Source organism: Lentzea terrae (assembly GCF_003265345.1).
Classification (GTDB): Bacteria; Actinomycetota; Actinomycetes; order Mycobacteriales; family Pseudonocardiaceae; genus Lentzea; species Lentzea terrae.
This window is the reverse complement of sequence record NZ_QFWW01000021.1, coordinates 243,820-260,750: the sequence shown is the minus strand read 5'-3', so window position 1 is coordinate 260,750 and position 16,931 is coordinate 243,820. Positions and strand designations below refer to the sequence as shown.

The window sequence follows — 16,931 nt, the reverse complement described above, 5'->3', positions numbered from 1 at the left end:
CGATGGGTGAAGAACTTGACCTGCCCGTGACCGGGCCCGCGACGGCACCGGGGACCGCACCCTGGTCGGTGTCGCAGGAGGTCTCGCGCTCGAACTCGGGCCGCTCGCGGCGGGGCAGCGCGCGGTCGATGAGCCGCGGCCGGCTGGGCGCGGGCCTGGTCGAGGTGCCGCGGGTGCCGTACCGGGATCCGAAGACCGCGGTGCTGGAGCACCCGGAGGTGCCGGAGGCCAAGCGGTTCTGCTCGAAGTGCGGCAAGAAGGTCGGGCGGCGCAAGGACGGCAAGCCGGGCCGGGTGGAGGGGTTCTGCCCGCAGTGCGGGCACGCGTACTCGTTCACGCCGAAGCTCGAGCCGGGTGAGGTGCTGCACGACCAGTACGAGGTGCTGGGGTGTCTGGCGCACGGTGGTCTGGGGTGGCTGTACCTGGCGCTGGACCACGCGGTGAGCGACCGGTGGGTGGTGCTGAAAGGCCTGCTCGACTCGGGTGACGCCGACGCGATGGCGGCGGCGCTGGCCGAGCGCAGGTTCCTGGCCGAGGTCGAGCACCCGAACATCGTGAAGATCCACAACTTCATCCGGCACGAGGACCGCGAGACCGCCAAGCTCGTCGAGTACATCGTGATGGAGTACGTCGGCGGCGAGTCCATCAAGGACATGATCACGCGCCGGCGCCGGGAGGGCCGCGGCGACGAGGCGCTGCCGCTCGCTCAGGCCATCGCGTACGTGCTGGAGATCCTGCCCGCGGTCGGGTACCTGCACGGTGTGGGGTTGTTGTACTGCGACTTCAAGCCGGACAACATGATCCACACAGAGGAGCAGCTCAAGCTGATCGACCTGGGCGCGGTGCGGCGCATCGACGACCACCACTCCCCCATCTACGGCACGATCGGCTACCAGGCGCCGGAGATCGGCACGATCGGGCCGTCGGTGTTCTCCGACATCTACACCGTGGGCCGGGCGCTGGCGGTGATGAGCTTCCCGTTCGACTTCCGCGGCCGGTGCAAGGACCGGCTGCCCACGGTGGACGAGGAACCGCTGCTGGGCCGCTTCGAGTCGTTCCACCGGCTGCTGCTGCGCGCCACGAACCCGAATCCCGAGCTGCGGTTCTCCTCCGCCGAGGACATGGCAGACCAGCTCACCGGCGTGCTGCGCGAGGTGCTGGCGATCGAGGACGACGTGCAGCGGCCCGGCCCGTCGCGGCAGTTCACGCCGGAGCGGCGCCGATTCGGCGTGGAGGGTGCGCTGGACCTGGCCGAGGTCGCGGCGGCGTTGCCCGCGCCGAGCGTGAGCACCTCGGACGCGGCCGCCTCCTGGCTGGCGACGGCGACGACGTCGGACCCGGCCGGCCTGCGCAAGGCACCGGAGCTGACCGTGGAGGTGCGGTTCCGGATCGTGCGGGTGCTGATCGAGTCCGGTGACACCGAGGCCGCTCTGCGCGAGCTGGAGGGGTTGACGGGGCCGTCGCTGTTCGACGAGTCCGAACTGGACCCCGAGGACTGGCGGCCGGACTGGTACCGGGGTCTCGCCGCGCTGATGGACAAGCGTCCCGGCGACGCGCTGGGGTTCTTCGACGCGGTGTGCTCGGCGGTGCCGGGTGAGGCGGCGCCGAAGCTCGCGCTGGGCGTGTGTCACGAGGCGATGGGTGATCTGAAGGCGGCGGCCGGCTGGTACGAGCTGGTGTGGCGCACGGACCACGCGTACGTGTCGGCGGCGTTCGGGCTGGCGCGTGTGCTGCTGGCGTGTGGTGACCGGGCGCGAGCGGTCGACGTGCTGCTGTCCGTTCCGGACACTTCCTCACAACATCTCGCGGCGCAGATCGCGGCGGTGCGCGCGCAGCTCGGTCACAGCGACGCGGAGGACCTCGTCGCGGCCGGGGAACGGTTGCGCGCCTTGGACATCGACGTGCATTCGCACACCCAGCTGTCGGCGGAGCTGCTGGAGGCGGCGTACGAGTACGTGACCCGCAATCAGGCCGCTGAGGGGAGGGTGCTGGACTGTGCACTCTCCGAACACGAGCTTCGGCTGGGTCTCGAGCAGCGCTACCGCACGCTGGCCCGGTTCGCGGCCACGCCGGAGGAACGGATCGCATTGGTGGACCGCGCGAACGCGGTAAGGCCTAGGACGTTGGTTTGATGGACACCCTGAAGTGCCCGGAGTGCTTCGCGCCCGTAGCGCCGGAGGACCGGTTCTGCGAGGCGTGCGGGCGCAACCTGCTGGTCCGCCGCACGCCGCTGGGCGGGCCGACCGGTCCCGCGCAGGCCTCGTGCATCTTGTGCGGCTCGCCCGACATCGATGACGAGGACTACTGCACCCAGTGCGGCCGTCACCAGCCATCGGCGCGTGACCGGGTCGAGTACACGCTCGGTGCGGTCTCGGGTGTCAGCGACCGGGGCAAGCGGCGGGCGCGCAACGAGGACTCGATGGCGTTCGGGCACGTGGCGGGCAAGGGTGTCGCCGCGGTCGTCTGCGACGGGGTGGCGTCCTCCGAGCGCGCCGAGCAGGCTTCGCAGGCCGCTGCCGACGCTGCGGTGGACGTGCTGCTGAACGCGCTGATCGACACCGCCGACCCGGAGCAGGCGATGATCGACGCCGTCTCGGCCTCGTGCTTCGCGGTCGAGCAGCTCGTGGAGAACGAGCCGGTCGAGGCGGGTGGCCGAGGTGTCGCGCCGTCGTGCACGTTCGTGTCGGCACTGGTCATGGACAACTCGGTGACGATCGGGTGGGTCGGCGACTCACGCGCGTACTGGTTGTCCGAGGAGGGTTCCAAGCAGCTCACGACCGACGACACGTGGGCGGCGCAGCTGGTCGCGGAGGGCGTGCTGACCGAGGAGCAGGCGCGCACGGACCGTCGCGCGCACGTGCTGTCGCGGTGGATCGGCGCGGACGCCGGCCAGGTGGTTCCGCAGGTCACGACGCTGCAGCCGACGTCGCCGGGCGTGTTCGTGCTGTGTTCGGACGGGCTGCACAACTACCGGCCGCAGCCGGAGGACCTGCAGCCGCTGCTGGGGTCGGGGCCGGAGGAGTTCGTGAAGGTCGCCCTCGAAGCGGGTGGCCACGACAACATCACCGTCGTACTGGTGCCGTTCGCGCCTGCGCCCTAGGTCGTGGACTTCTCGAAGTTCACACCTTCTGGTGAATTCGTGCTGGCGCGGCGGATTTACCGCCGGCTAACTGGCGGCGGGCACCGTCGTGGCGTGAGATTCGTTTCTGTCGCGGCGGTGGCCGCTTTCGCGCTGGCCGGGCTCTCGTCCGGGGTGGCGCACGCCGAGTCGGCGCCTGGGTGTGGCCCGGTGACGCAGATCGGCAAGACCGCCTACATCAACGGCGACTCCTCCAACGCGTGGGCGTCGGTGAAACAGTTCAAGGGGTGCGGCAAGAACTGGTCCTACGTGTACGTGTGGGACTCCTACGCCTCCCGTGCTGGTGATTTCCAGGTCTCCACGTGGGTCGAGACCACCGTCTCGAACGGCCACGTGAAGGCGCCGCGCAACCAGCAGGCCGTGTGGTCCAAGGGCACGGACACGTTGTCGGTGTGCACGCGTGCGGCGGGGGCGATGGTCGACTTCGTCGTCGATCCCAGCTACGCGTTCACCGTCAAGACCGAGAAGAGATGCTGAAATTGCCTCCATGAGGAGGCCGGTGTTGATCGCGGTGGCGGTGGTTGTCACCATCGTCGCCGTGGTCTTCGCCTTTCAGCGCAAGCTGGTCTACTTCCCCTCCCCCGGTCCGCTGCCGTCCGCAGAGGAGGTGCTGCCCGGTGGGCGTGATGTCCGGCTGGTGACGGCGGACGGTCTGCTGCTCGACGGCTGGCACTTCGAGGTGCGGGACGCGCCGGCGACGGTGATCGTGTTCCCCGGCAACGGCGGTAACCGGCTGGGGCGGGTGCCGCTGGCGCGGGAGCTGACCGACCGCGGGCTGTCCGTCCTGCTGTTCGACTACCGCGGTTATGGCGGCAACCCCGGCACTCCGTCCGAGGAGGGGCTGACCTACGACTCGCGGGCGGCGTTGGACCTGATCGACGGTCCGGTGATCTACTTCGGCGAGTCGCTGGGCGCGGCGGTGGCGGTGGAGCTGGCGACTCATCGCGCGCCGCTGGGGCTGGTGCTGCGGTCGCCGTTCGTGTCGCTGGCGTCGGTCGGGTCGCACCACTATCCGTGGCTGCCGGTGAAGATGTTGTTGCAGGACAAGTACCCGGTGGTCGAGCGGGTGTCGTCGTTGGACGTTCCGACGACGGTGATCCTGGGGACGGCGGACTCGGTGGTGCCGCCTGAGCAGAGCCGTGCGGTGGCGACGGCGGCGCGGGCGAGGTTGATCGAGGTCGCGGGCGCCGATCACAACGACGAGGTGCTGCTGTCCGGTTCGCAGGTCGTGGACGCGGTGTTGTCAGTCCCCTCGAATTAGGGCGCTGACGGTGCGATCTCGCCGGAGCCGCGGCGCACGAGGGCGGCGGGGACGACGGCGTGCACGGGTGGTGAGGTGTCGCCGTTGATGCGGGCGAAGATGAGCTCGGCGGCTTTGCGGCCGATGCCGGGGACGTCCTGGCGCACGACGGTGATGCCGGGTTCGAGCATGTCGGCGAGCGGGAAGTCGTCGAAGCCGATGAGCGCGATGCGGCGTTGCAGGCCGCGGGCGCGCAGCACGCGCATGGCGCCGACGGTGACGAGGTTCTGCGCGGTGAACAGGGCGGTGGGTGGCCGGTCGAGGTCGAGCAGTGCGGTGGCCGCGGTCTCGGCGAAGTCGGCGCCGTGCAGGTCGGTGCGCACGAGCTCTTCGCGCAGGGTGAGGCCGGCCTGGGCGAGGCCTTCGAGGTAGCCGGTGTAGCGCTCCTGGCTGGTCCACAGGGTGCGGCGGTCGCCGAGGTAGGCGATGTCGCGGTGGCCGAGGGCGGCGAGCTGCAGGACGGCTTCGCGGGAGCTCTCCCGGTTGGTGGTGGTGACGCAGTCGGTGCCGCCGAAGGTGGGTGGCCGGTCGACGAGCACCATCGGGGTGCCGCGTTCGCGTTCCTGCTGCAGGGCGTCCTGGTGGCCGCCGGCGGCCATGACGACGACGCCGTCGACGCGGCGGGCCGAGAGCGAGACGAGCAGTTCGCCCTGCAGGGCGCGGTCGTCCTCGCTGCTGCCGGCGAGCACGAGCACGCCGTTGTGGCGGGCACGGTCCTCGACGGCGCGCAGCAGGGCGGAGTCGAACGGGTTGGACAGGTCCTCGAACAGCACGCCGATGGTGGCGCTGCGCTTGTCGGAGCGGCGCAGGCCGCTGGCGGCGAGGTTGGGGCGGTAGCCCAGGGTGCGGGCGGCGGCGCGGACGCGTTCGACGACTTCGGCACCGGCGCCGGGCAGGCCGTTGATGACGCGCGAGACGGTCTTGGTGCTGACCTTCGCGAGTGCCGCGACGTCGCGCATCGTGGGTTCGCGTCTTTCGCCTGCTTGATCCATGTCCACCCACTTCGGGTAACGCTTGCGTAACGCCTGCTTGTCGTGTCTTCTCTGCGAAAGCTAGCGTCAACGATGACGTAAGGGAATACCCGCTTCATCCGTAACCGTGCCCGTCTCTTGTCCGGTCGGTTACGTCAACGTTGACGTAGGAGGAGTCATGTCGCGCAGAGCGTTCGGGCTGACGGCGGTGGCGGTGCTGGCGCTGGCCGCGGCGGCGTGCGGGAACGGCGGTTCGTCGGGCGGTGGGACGCTGGTCGGCCTGGTGACCAAGACCGACACGAATCCGTTCTTCGTGAAGATGAAGGAGGGCGCGCAGAAGGCGGCCTCGTCGGCGGGCGTGACGGTGCAGTCGTTCGCGGGCAAGCAGGACGGCGACAACCAGGCGCAGGTCGACGCGATCGAGAACCTGATCGCCTCGGGCGCGAAGGGCATCCTGATCACGCCGAGCGACTCGAAGGCGATCGTGCCGTCGGTGGACAAGGCGCGGGCGGCGGGGCTGCTGGTGATCGCGCTGGACACGCAGCTCGAACCCGCCACCGCGGCGGACGCGACGTTCGCCACGGACAACTACCAGGCCGGTCTGCTGATCGGGCAGTGGGCGAAGGCGAAGTTCGCGAAGGAGGGCAAGCAGGCCAAGATCGCGCTGCTGGACCTCAACCCGAACCAGGTGTCGGTGGACGTGCAGCGCGACCAGGGTTTCCTGGAGGGCTTCGGCGTCGACGTGAAGGACAAGAACAAGATCGGTGACGAGTCCGACCCGCGGATCGTGGGCCACGACGTGACCAACGGCGACCCGTCCGGTGGCCGCACGGCGATGGAGAACCTGCTGCAGAAGGATCCGGGCGTCAACCTCGTCTACACGATCAACGAGCCGGCCGCGGCGGGCGCGTACGAGGCGTTGAAGGCGGCGGGCAAGGAGAAGGACGTCGTGATCGTCTCGGTCGACGGCGGCTGCCCCGGCGTGAACAACGTCAAGGCGGGCGTGATCGGCGCGACGTCGCAGCAGTACCCGCTGAAGATGGCGCAGCTGGGTGTGGAGGCGGTGACGAAGTTCGCCAAGGACGGGTCGAAGCCGTCCAACACCGACACGGGCGTCACGTTGATCACCGACCAGCCGGCCGACGGCGTGGAGTCGAAGGACTCGGCGTTCGGCCTGCAGAACTGCTGGGGCTGAGCAGATGACGACTGCTGTCGTTGAGGAGCGGGACCGCTCGCTGCTGACGCGGGTTCAGCACCTGTTGCACTCGCAGGCCACGATCGGGCCCGCGGTGGTGCTGCTGGTGTCGGTGATCGTGTTCGCGCTGCTGTCGGAGCGGTTCCTGACTCCTGGCAACATCTCGCTGATCCTGCAGCAGGTCGCGGTGGTGGGCACGCTGGCCGTGGGGCAGACGATCGTGATCCTGACGGCCGGCATCGACCTGTCGTGCGGCGCGATCATGGTGCTGACCTCGATCGTGATGGCCAAGGTCGCGTCGGAGACCGGGCTGCCGGGGTTGCCGGCGTTGCTGCTCGGGTTCCTGGTGGGCACGCTGTGCGGGCTGCTCAACGGGTTGCTGGTGACGCGGCTGAAGCTGCCGCCGTTCATCGTCACGCTGGGCACGTTGAACGTGTTCTTCGCGTTGAACCTCTGGTACTCCGGCAGCGCCACGATCCGCGGCTCGGACATGCCGTCGTTGCTGTTGTTCACCGGTCAGACGTTCACTGTCGGCGGCACGCGCATCACCTACGGCTCGATCATGCTGGTGCTGCTGGTGGCGGCCATGGCCTTCGTTCTGAAGAACACCGCGTGGGGCCGGCACGTCTACTCGACCGGTGACGACCTGGAGGCGTCGCGCCTGTCGGGTATCCGGACCGCGCGGGTGCTGCTGTCGGTGTACGCGACGGCGGGCCTGATCTACGCGGTGGCGGCGTGGACGTTGATCGGCCGGATCGCCTCGGCGTCGCCGCAGGCCGGGCAGACCGACAACCTGGACTCGATCACCGCTGTCGTGATCGGCGGGACGTCGCTGTTCGGTGGCCGCGGCGCCGTGGTGGGGTCGCTGATCGGCGCGTTGATCGTCGGCGTGTTCCGCAACGGCCTGGCCCTGGCGGGCGTGGACGTGCTGTGGCAGACCATGGCGGTCGGTGTGCTGATCATCGTGGCGGTCTCGCTGGACCAGTGGATCAGGAAGGTGAAGGCATGACCACGCCGGTGCTGCAGGCCCGTGGCCTGGTCAAGCGGTACGGGAAGGTGACGGCGCTGGCGGGCTCCGACCTGGAGCTGCTGCCCGGTGAGATCCTCGCGGTGATCGGCGACAACGGCGCGGGCAAGTCGTCGTTGATCAAGGCGCTGTCCGGGGCGGTGATCCCGGACGAGGGTTCGATCCTCGTCGAGGGCTCGGAGGTGTCGTTCTCGTCGCCGATCGATGCCCGACACGCGGGGATCGAGACGGTGCACCAGTCGCTGGCGGTGGCGCCGTCGCTGGACATCGCGGCGAACCTGTTCCTGGGCCGCGAACGCCGCCGTCCCGGTGTGCTGGGTTCGGTGTTCCGGATGCTGGACCGGGCCGGCATGCGTGAGGAGGCCCGCCGCCAGCTCGACGCGCTGGGCATCATGACGATCCAGAACCCCGGCCAGGCGGTGGAAACCCTGTCGGGTGGCCAGCGTCAGGCCGTGGCGGTGGCCCGCGCGGCGGCGTTCGGCAGCCGGGTCGTGATCATGGACGAGCCGACCGCGGCGCTGGGTGTGCGGGAGTCCCGTGCGGTGCTGGACCTGATCCTGCAGGTGCGGGAGCGCGGGCTGCCGGTCATCCTGATCAGCCACAACATGCCGCACGTGTTCGAGGTGGCCGACCGCATCCACATCCAGCGGCTCGGACGGCGCAAGGCCGTGGTGGACCCGAAGTCGGTGTCGATGTCGGACGCGGTGGCGATCATGACCGGGGCGATGGAGCCGCCTGCCGCCTAGGCCGTGCCGAAGGGGTTGTCGATCACGTACCGCCACCGGCCGTCCGCGCTTTTGCGTGCGACGTCGGTGGCGGTGCCTTTTACGTCGCCGATGGTCCAGTCGACGATGAGCAGCGCGATGCCGTCGTGTTCGTAGACGTGCCTCGGCTTGACCTCGATCGGGAGGCCGAGGTCGAGGAAGCGCTGGTTGGCGGCTTGGCGGGCGGCGCCGGTGACGGTGTGGCCGGGCTCGGGGACGAACAGGGCTTGGGGCTCGTAGACGGCCTCGACACCTTGTGCGTTGTGGGAGTTGAAGGCCTTGGCGAATTCTTCGGCGACACTGACGGGGTGGATGGTCATGCCGACAGCGTTGCTTTCGCCGAAGTGGGTCACCAAACGGTGACCTGGGACCGGCCTTCTGCGGACTGCCCGGTCGAGGTCGCTCTGGCGGCGATTTCCGGCCGGTGGGCGACCTTGGTGCTCCGAGACCTCATGCACGGGCCGCGGTCGTTCTCCGCGTTGCGGGCCGGTCTGCCGTCGTTGAGCGCGAAGGTGCTGACGGAGCGGCTGGAGTCGTTGGTGGCGCAGGGGTTGGTGTCCTGCTCCCGCTCCCCCGGCTTTCCGGTGCGGACGTCGTATGCGTTGACGTCTGCCGGGTTGTTGCTGCGGCCGTTGCTGGTGGAGCTGTACCGGACGGGTGAGGCGTTACTGGGCGAGCTCCCGGATCACTGATTCCAGTGGTGCGATGACGTTGCGGGAACTCTTGAGCTCCTCGGAGACGAGCACCTTGCTCTTGCCGAGGCGGCGCCAGAACTGACCCTCGACGGGGATCTCGATGACGTCGAGCTCGAACAGGGGCGGGTGGCCGAGTTCTTCGGTGAGCTGCTCGACGACCTCGTTGAGCAGCTTCGAGAAGGCAACCCTGGCGTCGTTGCGTTGCTGGGTGTTCTCGGGCGAGCGCCGGTCGGGCTCCCATTGTTCGTGGGCTTCGACGAGCTCTTTTGGCAGGCCGGCGGGCCAGCGGCCGGGCACGTGCTGGGCGCCGCCGGCGACGAGGGACTGCGCCCACCACCGGTCCCACTCGGGTCCGAAGGTGCCGGGCAGCGTGACGCCGGGCAGGCGCGGCACCGGTGGCGTCAGGGGTGGGATGGCGTCGGCGGTGGGGGTGCTGATGCCGAGGGCGTCGCGGACGTAGAGGGCGAAGGTGTCGCCGGGTCCGCTCGACACCGCCCACCTGTGCTTGCCTTGGTGTAGGTGCATGTCCGACGGTACCGGTCGCTACAAGGGCACGGCGTCCAAGGCTTTGTAGATGCGCTTGTCGCTGACCGTGTACCGGGTGCCGATGGTCTGCGCGAAGTACGACAGCCGCAGTTCCTCGATCATCCAGCGGATCTCGTCGAGTTCGGGCGCGGGTTCGTCGGCGGGTGTCTGGGCGCGCAGTTCGCGGTACTCGGCGTGGACCTGGTGGACCTTGTCGGTCCATTCGAGGTCGCGGCGCGGGTTCTCGGGCAGCTTCTCGATGCGCCGGGAGATGCCTTTGAGGTAGCGCACGAGGTCGGGCAGCCGGTCGTAGCCGGTGTGCGTGACGAAGCCCTTGAACACCAACGACTTGAGCTGCGCGCGGATGTCGGCGACCGAGTCGGGGGCGCCCTTGAGGCCGGCGAGTTTCAGTTCGGCTTCGTGGGCGGCTTCCAGGACCTTGCGGACTTCCTGCACGACGACCCAGGTGGTGTCGTTGAGCGCGGCCTGGACCTTCTTCAGCTGTGCCGCATAGGTTGTGGCGTCCCAGGCGGGTTCGCCCATGAGCCGGTCGACGGCGGCCATGATGCAGTCGGAGAGCAGTGCCGCGACGCCGCCGTGCGGGTTGCGGGTGAGTGCGAGCTTCGCAGCGTTGTCGAGGTGCCGTTGCAGGTGTTTGACGGGCGAGTTGATGCCCATCAGCAGCAGCCTGCGCACGCCGCGGCGGTGGGCGTGGGCCTGGCGGCCGGGGGTGTCGAGGACCTTGATCGCGACGGCGGAGCTCTGGTCGACCAGGGACGGGTAAGCCGTCACCGTGATGCCGGATTGGCGTTGTTCGATGGTCTTGGGGAGGGTGTCGAAGTCCCAGGTGGTGAGGCCGGTGCGTTCGAGGTGGCCGGCGGCCTGGCTGAGCGACTCGCGGACCTCGTCGCGCAGTTTTTCCTTCAGCGCCGCGATGTCCTTGCCTTCGGCGAGGGTGCGGTTCTGGTCGTCGACGACCTGGAAGGTGAGCTTGAGGTGGTCGGGGACGGCGTCGAACTGCCAGTCCTCGCGGTGCACGGTGACACCGGTGAGGGCTTTGAGCTCGCGTTCGATTCCGCCCAGGAGGCTGGTTTCCTCGGGCTTGATGCGGGCGAGGACGGCGGTGGCGACGTCGGGCACGGGCACGAAGTTGCGGCGGATCTGCTTGGGCAGTGAACGGATCAGCGCGACGACCAGTTCGTGGCGCAGACCGGGGATCTGCCAGGAGAACGCGTCGTCGTCGAGCGTGGTCAACGCGGGCAACGGCAGTTGGACGGTGATGCCGTCGTTCTTGGTGCCCGGTTCGAAGTGGTAGCTCAACGGCAGGGTGAGCTCGCCCTGGCGCCACTGGTCGGGGTACTGCTCGGGGCTCACGTCGGCGCGGTCGTTGACCAGCATGTCCTTCGTGAAGGTGAGCAGGTTCTTGTCCTTCTGCTTCTTCCACCAGGAGTCGAAGTGCCGAGCGGAGACGACCTCGGGGGCGACGCGCTGGTCGTAGAACTCGTAGAGCGTTTCCTCGTCCACGACGATGTCGCGGCGCCGCGCGCGGTTCTCGAGCTCCTCGACTTCCTGGAGCAGGGCGCGGTTGGTGTGGAAGAACCGGTGGTGGGTGGTCCACTCCCCCTGCACGAGCGCGTGGCGGATGAACAGCTCGCGGCTCAGTTCGGGGTCGATGCGGCCGTAGTTGACCTTGCGGCCGGCGACGATGGGGACGCCGTAGAGAGTGACCTTCTCCAGGGCTACGACGCTGCCGCGTTTGGTTTCCCAGTGCGGTTCGGAGTACTGGCGTTTGACGACGTGTTCGCCGAGGCGTTCGGCCCATTCGGGTTCGATCTTGGCGACGATGCGGCCCCAGAGTCGGCTGGTCTCGACGAGCTCGGCGGCCATCACCCATTGCGGTGGTTTCTTGGCGAGCGCGGAGCCGGGGAAGATCGCGAACTTGGCGTTGCGGGCGCCGAGGAACTCCGTCATGGGGCGGCGTTTCTCGTTCGGTGCCTGCTTTTTGAGGATGTCCTTGACGCCGATGTGGCTGAGCAGGCCGGACAGCAGGGCGATGTGGATGTTGCGGGGGTCGCCGGGCTGGTCGTTCTGCTGCATGCCGATCTGCTTGGCGACCTGCCGCAGCTGCAGGTAGATGTCCTGCCACTCGCGCACGCGCAGGTAGTTGAGGAACTCGTTCTTGCAGAGCTTGCGGAACTGGTTGCCGGACAGTTCCTTCTGCTTCTCCTTGAGGTACTGCCAGAGGTTGAGGAACGTGACGAAGTCGGATTCCTTGTCCACGAACCGCGCGTGCTGCTGGGTCGCGGCCTCCTGCTGGTCCGCGGGGCGTTCGCGGGGGTCCTGAATGGACAGCGCGGCCGCGATGATCATGACCTCGGTGAGGCAGCCGGTGGTGTCGGCTTCGAGCACCATGCGGCCCAGGCGCGGGTCGACGGGCAGCTGGGCGAGCTTGCGGCCGGTCGGGGTGAGCTTCTTCTCGGCGGCGTTGATCGCGCCGAGCTCCTGGAGCAGGCCGATGCCGTCGTTGATGTTGCGGGAGTCGGGCGGGTCGATGAAGGGGAACTTCGCGACGTCGCCGAGACCGATGGCGGTCATCTGCAGGATGACGCTGGCGAGGTTGGTGCGCAGGATCTCCGCGTCGGTGAACTCCGGGCGTGCCTCGAAGTCCTCTTCGGAGTACAGGCGGATGCAGATGCCTTCGCTGACGCGGCCGCAGCGGCCCTTGCGCTGGTTGGCGCTCGCCTGGCTGATCGGTTCGATCGGGAGGCGCTGGACCTTGAGGCGGTGGCTGTAGCGGGAGATGCGGGCGTTGCCGGGGTCGACGACGTACTTGATGCCCGGCACGGTGAGGCTGGTCTCGGCGACGTTGGTCGCGAGCACGATCCTTCTGCCGGTGTGCCGCTGGAAGACGCGGTGCTGCTCGCCGACCGACAGCCGGGCGTAGAGCGGGAGGATCTCGGTGTTCTTGAGATCCTCTTGTTTGAGGGCGTCGGCGGTGTCGCGGATCTCGCGTTCGCCGGACAGGAACACCAGGACGTCGCCGGGGCCTTCGGCCTGCAGTTCGTGGACGGCGTTGATGATGCCCTGGGTCTGGTCGTCCTCCTCGTCGAGCGGCCGGTAGCGGGTCTCGACGGGATAGGTGCGGCCGGAGACCTCGATGACCGGGGCGTCGCCGAAGTGCTGGCTGAAGCGCTGCGGGTCGATCGTGGCGGACGTGATCACGATCTTGAGGTCGGGCCGTTGCGGCAGCAGCTGTTTGAGGTAGCCGAGCAGGAAGTCGACGTTGAGGCTGCGTTCGTGGGCCTCGTCGATGATGATCGTGTCGTACTTGCTCAGCGTCCTGTCGGTCTGGATCTCGGCCAGCAGGATGCCGTCGGTCATGAGCTTGACCAGGGTGTCGTCGCCGGACTGGTCGGTGAAGCGGACCTTGTAGCCGACGGTGTCGCCGAGCTTGGTGCCGAGCTCTTCCGCGACGCGTTCGGCGACGGTGCGGGCGGCGATGCGGCGTGGCTGGGTGTGCCCGATCTGGCCGGTGATGCCGCGGCCGAGCTCGAGGCAGATCTTGGGCAGCTGCGTGGTCTTGCCGGAGCCGGTCTCACCGGCGACGATCACGACCTGGTTCTGCGCGATCAGGTCCTTGATGTCGTCCTTGTGCTGGCTGACCGGCAGCTCTTCGGGGTAGGTGATCTTGGGGACGGACTCCCTGCGCAGCGCGACCTTGAGCGCGGCCTCGTCGATCTGGGCGGCGATCTCCTCGGTGATCTTCTTGCGGGCCAGCGGGTCGGAGACCCGGCGTGCGCCGTCGAGGCGCCTGGCGAGCCGGCGTTGATCACGCGGCATGAGCTCGGGCAGGCGTTTGTGCAGTTCAGCGAGCGGGGTGTCCATTTGGGCTCAAGGATAGTCAGGCGCCGCGAATCGTTCGCGCCAATAACGGTCCGGTGTCGTGGCGGGCGTGGTGGTGCACCGGTCGCGTCTGGCGTCGCGGGTGCTCGTCTGAGGTCGCCGGCTCTTCGGTTGTGCTTGTTGACTTGGAAAGTGTCGCGAGGTTTCCGGCGGTGGTCCGATCGGCGGCGTTCAGAATTGTCAGACCCCTCCGATAGCGTTCAGGTTATGGACCTCGATGTCTTCTGGGGACTGGTCGAACGTTCCGCTACCGCCACCTCTGACCAGCACGAACGTCGTCTGTGGCTGACGTCGCAGCTGGCGTTGTCGCCGCCTGCCGACATTGTGGGCTTCGAGACGTTGTTAAGTGCCTCGCGCGGTCGGGTAAACACGTTCTCACACTGGCACGCGGCTTATGTGCTGTGCGACGGGTTGTGTTCCGCGGACCAATTCTTCGCGTTCCAGTCGTGGCTGGTGGGGCTGGGCCGGTCGGTGCTGCGCGAGGTGGCGGCGTGCCCGGACTCACTGGCGGACGTGCCGGCGGTGCGGACCCTGCTGGCGGTGGGCGTTGACTCGTGGCCGGACAGCGCGTGGCCGCTGTGGGCCGGCTTGGGCCGGGTGGCGCACGACGCGTTCTTCACGGCGACGGGGCGTTCGCTGGAGAACGCGCTGCGGGTGCTGGGGTGTGTGCGGGTGAGCGACGCCGGGCCGTTCACCGGGCCGGTGTGGGATCTGGACTCGCCGTTGGAGGCGGCGGTGCGGCTGCCGCGGTTGTGGGAGCTGTCGAAAGGGCTGGAGGAGGCGGCCTGACGTGCCGGTCGGGCAGTGCCTCCAGGTCAGTCCGCAAGCGGCGTCGTGCAGGTGCAGTCGGACACCGTCGCACGGCATTTCCGTTGTGGACGCCGCCACCGGCCATCCCGTACCCCGAGGTTCGCTGCTTCTGTCGGGAGCCGACCGTGCCGCCACCTCGTGACTTCGCTGTGGCGCGTCGTCTCCTGCAGCCTCCGAACCTCCGCCCCGGCTCCCGAACCGCGGCGGGTACGGCGTTCTGACCAGGCACGACAGGTCGGCGCCGAAAATTGTCAGACCCTCTCGCTAGCGTGCTCGGCATGGACCAGAACGCGTTCGGGAAGGTGGCGTGATGGACACCCCCGCGGACACGGCCGTGGGGCCGACCGGGGATGCAGCCGTGGGCCCGGCTGCGGACACGACCGCGGACACGACTGCCGACGTGACTGCGGGCCAGACCGCCGGCATGACCGGGGACACGACTGGGGACACCAACGGAGACAGGGCTATGGGCATGAGTGCGGGCATGACTGTGGATGTGCCGGTCGACGTGGTGGTGTGGCGGGCTCCCGGGCCGGCGTCGTCGGCGGAGGCGGCGGCTCGTTATGCCGAGCTGCGGGCCTCGCCGCTGGGCGCGTTCGAGCCGGCGGTGGCGGCGTTCGTGCGGGAGCTGCGGCAGACCTCGCCGGATCCGGCGTCCGCGGTGTCGTGGCACGAGGCGCTGACGGTGGGGACGGACGCGGTGATCGTGCACGTGGTGTGGCCGGGCCGGCAGCAGGTGCTGGATCTGGTGGCGCTGCTGGCGGCCCGGCACGGCCTGGTGTGCTACGAGCCGGCGCGCCAGGTGGCGATGTCCTGACGCAGCAAGGCCTTCGTGTCCGGCGGCGCGAAGGAGGCGTCGACGGCGTTGGTGGCGATCGCCGCGATGGTGTCGTCGTCGAAGCCGAGCTCGTCGCGCAGCAGCCGGTACTCGTCGGTGAGCGTGGTGCCGGTCGCGGACGGGATGTCGGTGCTGAGCGTGACGATCAGGCCGGCGTCCATGAGCAGTGGCAACGGATGAGAGGAGACGGATTCGACCAGTCCCAGCACGACGTTGGACGAGGGACACACCTCCAGCGGAACGGCGCGCTCCCGCAGCAGCTCGACGACGTCCGGATCGTCGAGCGCCCGGAAGCCGTGGCCGATCCGGTCAGCGAGCCCGACGGTCACCGCTTCGAGCACACTCGGCGCGCCACAACACTCCCCGGCGTGGTGCACGAGCCCGATCCCGGCGTCTCGCGCGGCGCGGAACACGGCGGCGAACGGCGTGAGCGGGTAGTCCTCCGCCCCTGCCGTGCCGATCGCCACGACGTGCGGGTGCGCCATCGCGAGCCGAAGTGACTCGGCGAACCTCGCGACCGACCGCTTCCTGGGGTGGTCCACGATCACACGGCATTCGATGCCGTGGGCGGCCTGTCCTGCGGCGAGCCCGGCCAGCACCGCCTCGAGCGGCAGGTCCGGATCTCCGAGCCGTTCTCCGTGCGCAGCCGCGGTGAACGTGACCTCGGCGTAGCGGGTCCCCTGCGCTGCTTCCTCGGCGCAGAACTCGTACGCGATCCGGCTGAAGTCGTCGGCTCGCCGCAGGCAGTCCCGCACGAGCCCGTTGTGCGCCGCGAACTCCGCGAAGTCGCGGTAGGGCCCGGCGTGCGCGCGCACGTCGACGCCGTGGTGGTCCGCGAGTTCGGCGAGGGTGTCCGGCCGCACCGTGCTCTCCAGGTGCACGTGCAGGTGAGCCTTGGGCAGGGCGGCAAGATCACGCATGGTCGGCGACGCTACCCAGACCCGCGGTCGCACGCCCGGCATTTTCGGCCGCGTCCGGTTCGAGCCGCACGGCTGGGAAGCGGGTGCGGAAACGAGTTGGCCCAGGCCGCGCCCGCTCCTGTGGTGGCCGCTGTCGTCTGGCTGCCACTCACGAAGCCCCCGGAGAACCGCCGTCGCGCTCCGCTATGGAGCGCAGCCGCGCAGCACGAACGCCAGCGTGTCGGCCAGCCCTTGTTCGATGACGTCCTGGGGAATGCCGCCGCCGACCGCGAGCGCCACGAACCCGTGCAACGACGCCATGACGGGCAACGCGACCTCGTCCGGCACGCCCGCGCGAACCTCACCGCGATGCTGCCCGTGCGAGATCAGTGACGCGGACAGCTCGGCGAGCTTCCGCGCGGCCGCCGCCAGCTCCGGCGACGCGCCGGGGTCGTACTTGACCGAGTACATGAGGTCCAGCAGGGCAGGGTTGTCGGCCGCGAACTCCAGGTAGGTCCGGGTGACCGCGGCGATCTGCTCGGCGAACGACTCCCCCGCCTCGTTCAGCGTCGCGACCAGGACCTCCCGCAGCCGCTCGAACCCGTCCAGCGCCAACGCGTCGAGCAGTGCCCGCTTGGTGGCGAAGTGCCGGCTGGGCGCGGCGGGGCTGACCCCGACCTCCCTGGCGAGCTCCCGCAGCGACAGGTCGCCGGATCCCTTGTCCCGCAACGTTTGCGTGGCGCGGGCGAGCAGGGCGGCGCGGAGGTCACCGTGGTGGTACGGGCGGGCCTTCATGCCGCCATCCTAACTTGATGTGATCGATGATTACATTCACTGCCTGCCACGCTGGAATTCGCCGCGACAA

Annotated in this window: 16 protein-coding genes; 10 read left to right on the top strand and 6 right to left on the bottom strand. The window is 69.0% G+C overall.

Annotated elements, in window-relative coordinates; all coding sequences use genetic code 11:
* The first annotated feature begins 2 nt into the window (after window positions 1-2).
* The 4 genes from DI276_RS26525 to DI276_RS26510 all read left to right on the top strand — a co-directional run bounded on the left by DI276_RS26525 (window position 3) and on the right by DI276_RS26510 (window position 4,400).
* Complete coding sequence (locus tag DI276_RS26525) at window positions 3-2,132, top strand: serine/threonine-protein kinase (RefSeq protein WP_112268075.1); 2,130 nt, start codon at window positions 3-5, stop codon at window positions 2,130-2,132.
* A complete protein-coding gene (locus tag DI276_RS26520) occupies window positions 2,132-3,100 on the top strand; it encodes a PP2C family serine/threonine-protein phosphatase (RefSeq protein ID WP_112268073.1) in 969 nt (322 codons plus the stop codon). Before DI276_RS26525 ends, DI276_RS26520 begins: the two co-directional genes overlap by 1 nt.
* A 93-nt stretch (window positions 3,101-3,193) precedes the next feature.
* The gene (locus DI276_RS26515) at window positions 3,194-3,616 is read left to right on the top strand and encodes a hypothetical protein (RefSeq protein WP_157984959.1); all 423 of its coding nucleotides are present in this window, start codon (window positions 3,194-3,196) and stop codon (window positions 3,614-3,616) included.
* A 10-nt stretch (window positions 3,617-3,626) separates the two neighbouring features.
* On the top strand, window positions 3,627-4,400 hold the full coding sequence (locus tag DI276_RS26510) for an alpha/beta hydrolase (protein ID WP_112268069.1): 774 nt from the start codon (window positions 3,627-3,629) through the stop codon (window positions 4,398-4,400).
* Here the strand turns inward: DI276_RS26510 and DI276_RS26505 are convergent.
* Entirely contained in the window at window positions 4,397-5,431 is a 1,035-nt protein-coding gene (locus DI276_RS26505) for a LacI family DNA-binding transcriptional regulator (protein ID WP_112268066.1), read from the bottom strand. The two genes, DI276_RS26510 and DI276_RS26505, sit on opposite strands and share 4 nt — an antisense overlap.
* 157 nt (window positions 5,432-5,588) lie before the next feature.
* On the opposite strand from DI276_RS26505, the gene DI276_RS26500 reads away from it, so the two are divergent.
* From DI276_RS26500 to DI276_RS26490, 3 genes are read left to right on the top strand one after another with little or no spacing between them, the layout of a single operon-like run.
* A complete protein-coding gene (locus DI276_RS26500; protein ID WP_112268064.1) occupies window positions 5,589-6,605 on the top strand; it encodes a sugar ABC transporter substrate-binding protein in 1,017 nt (338 codons plus the stop codon).
* Between the two features lie 4 nt (window positions 6,606-6,609).
* Entirely contained in the window at window positions 6,610-7,614 is a 1,005-nt protein-coding gene (locus DI276_RS26495; protein WP_112268062.1) for an ABC transporter permease, read from the top strand.
* On the top strand, window positions 7,611-8,378 hold the full coding sequence (locus DI276_RS26490) for an ATP-binding cassette domain-containing protein (protein WP_112268060.1): 768 nt from the start codon (window positions 7,611-7,613) through the stop codon (window positions 8,376-8,378). The genes DI276_RS26495 and DI276_RS26490 overlap by 4 nt, the downstream gene beginning before the upstream one ends.
* Here the strand turns inward: DI276_RS26490 and DI276_RS26485 are convergent.
* Window positions 8,375-8,716: a YybH family protein gene (locus DI276_RS26485; RefSeq protein ID WP_112268058.1), complete on the bottom strand. Its 342-nt coding sequence runs from the start codon at window positions 8,714-8,716 to the stop codon at window positions 8,375-8,377. The two genes, DI276_RS26490 and DI276_RS26485, sit on opposite strands and share 4 nt — an antisense overlap.
* 24 nt (window positions 8,717-8,740) lie before the next feature.
* Here DI276_RS26485 and DI276_RS26480 point away from each other — a divergent pair, with 24 nt between their 5' ends.
* Entirely contained in the window at window positions 8,741-9,088 is a 348-nt protein-coding gene (locus DI276_RS26480) for a winged helix-turn-helix transcriptional regulator (protein ID WP_232836929.1), read from the top strand.
* Here DI276_RS26480 and DI276_RS26475 read toward each other — a convergent pair.
* Together DI276_RS26475 and hrpA are read right to left on the bottom strand one after the other, a co-directional pair.
* Entirely contained in the window at window positions 9,062-9,616 is a 555-nt protein-coding gene (locus DI276_RS26475) for a hypothetical protein (RefSeq protein ID WP_157984958.1), read from the bottom strand. The two genes, DI276_RS26480 and DI276_RS26475, sit on opposite strands and share 27 nt — an antisense overlap.
* A gap of 18 nt (window positions 9,617-9,634) precedes the next feature.
* On the bottom strand, window positions 9,635-13,501 hold the full coding sequence (gene hrpA / locus DI276_RS26470; protein WP_112268052.1) for an ATP-dependent RNA helicase HrpA: 3,867 nt from the start codon (window positions 13,499-13,501) through the stop codon (window positions 9,635-9,637).
* A 225-nt stretch (window positions 13,502-13,726) separates the two neighbouring features.
* Here hrpA and DI276_RS26465 point away from each other — a divergent pair, with 225 nt between their 5' ends.
* Window positions 13,727-14,308, top strand: a complete 582-nt coding sequence (locus DI276_RS26465) for a DUF4240 domain-containing protein (protein WP_112268050.1) — start codon at window positions 13,727-13,729, stop codon at window positions 14,306-14,308.
* Window positions 14,309-14,639: 331 nt separating this feature from the next.
* Window positions 14,640-15,146 (top strand): hypothetical protein, encoded by a 507-nt coding sequence (locus DI276_RS26460; protein ID WP_112268048.1) that lies wholly within the window; start codon window positions 14,640-14,642, stop codon window positions 15,144-15,146.
* Here DI276_RS26460 and add read toward each other — a convergent pair.
* Together add and DI276_RS26450 are read right to left on the bottom strand one after the other, a co-directional pair.
* The gene (add, locus tag DI276_RS26455; RefSeq protein WP_112268284.1) at window positions 15,113-16,087 is read right to left on the bottom strand and encodes an adenosine deaminase; all 975 of its coding nucleotides are present in this window, start codon (window positions 16,085-16,087) and stop codon (window positions 15,113-15,115) included. The two genes, DI276_RS26460 and add, sit on opposite strands and share 34 nt — an antisense overlap.
* A 183-nt stretch (window positions 16,088-16,270) precedes the next feature.
* On the bottom strand, window positions 16,271-16,861 hold the full coding sequence (locus tag DI276_RS26450) for a TetR/AcrR family transcriptional regulator (RefSeq protein ID WP_112268046.1): 591 nt from the start codon (window positions 16,859-16,861) through the stop codon (window positions 16,271-16,273).
* Window positions 16,862-16,931 lie beyond the last annotated feature (70 nt).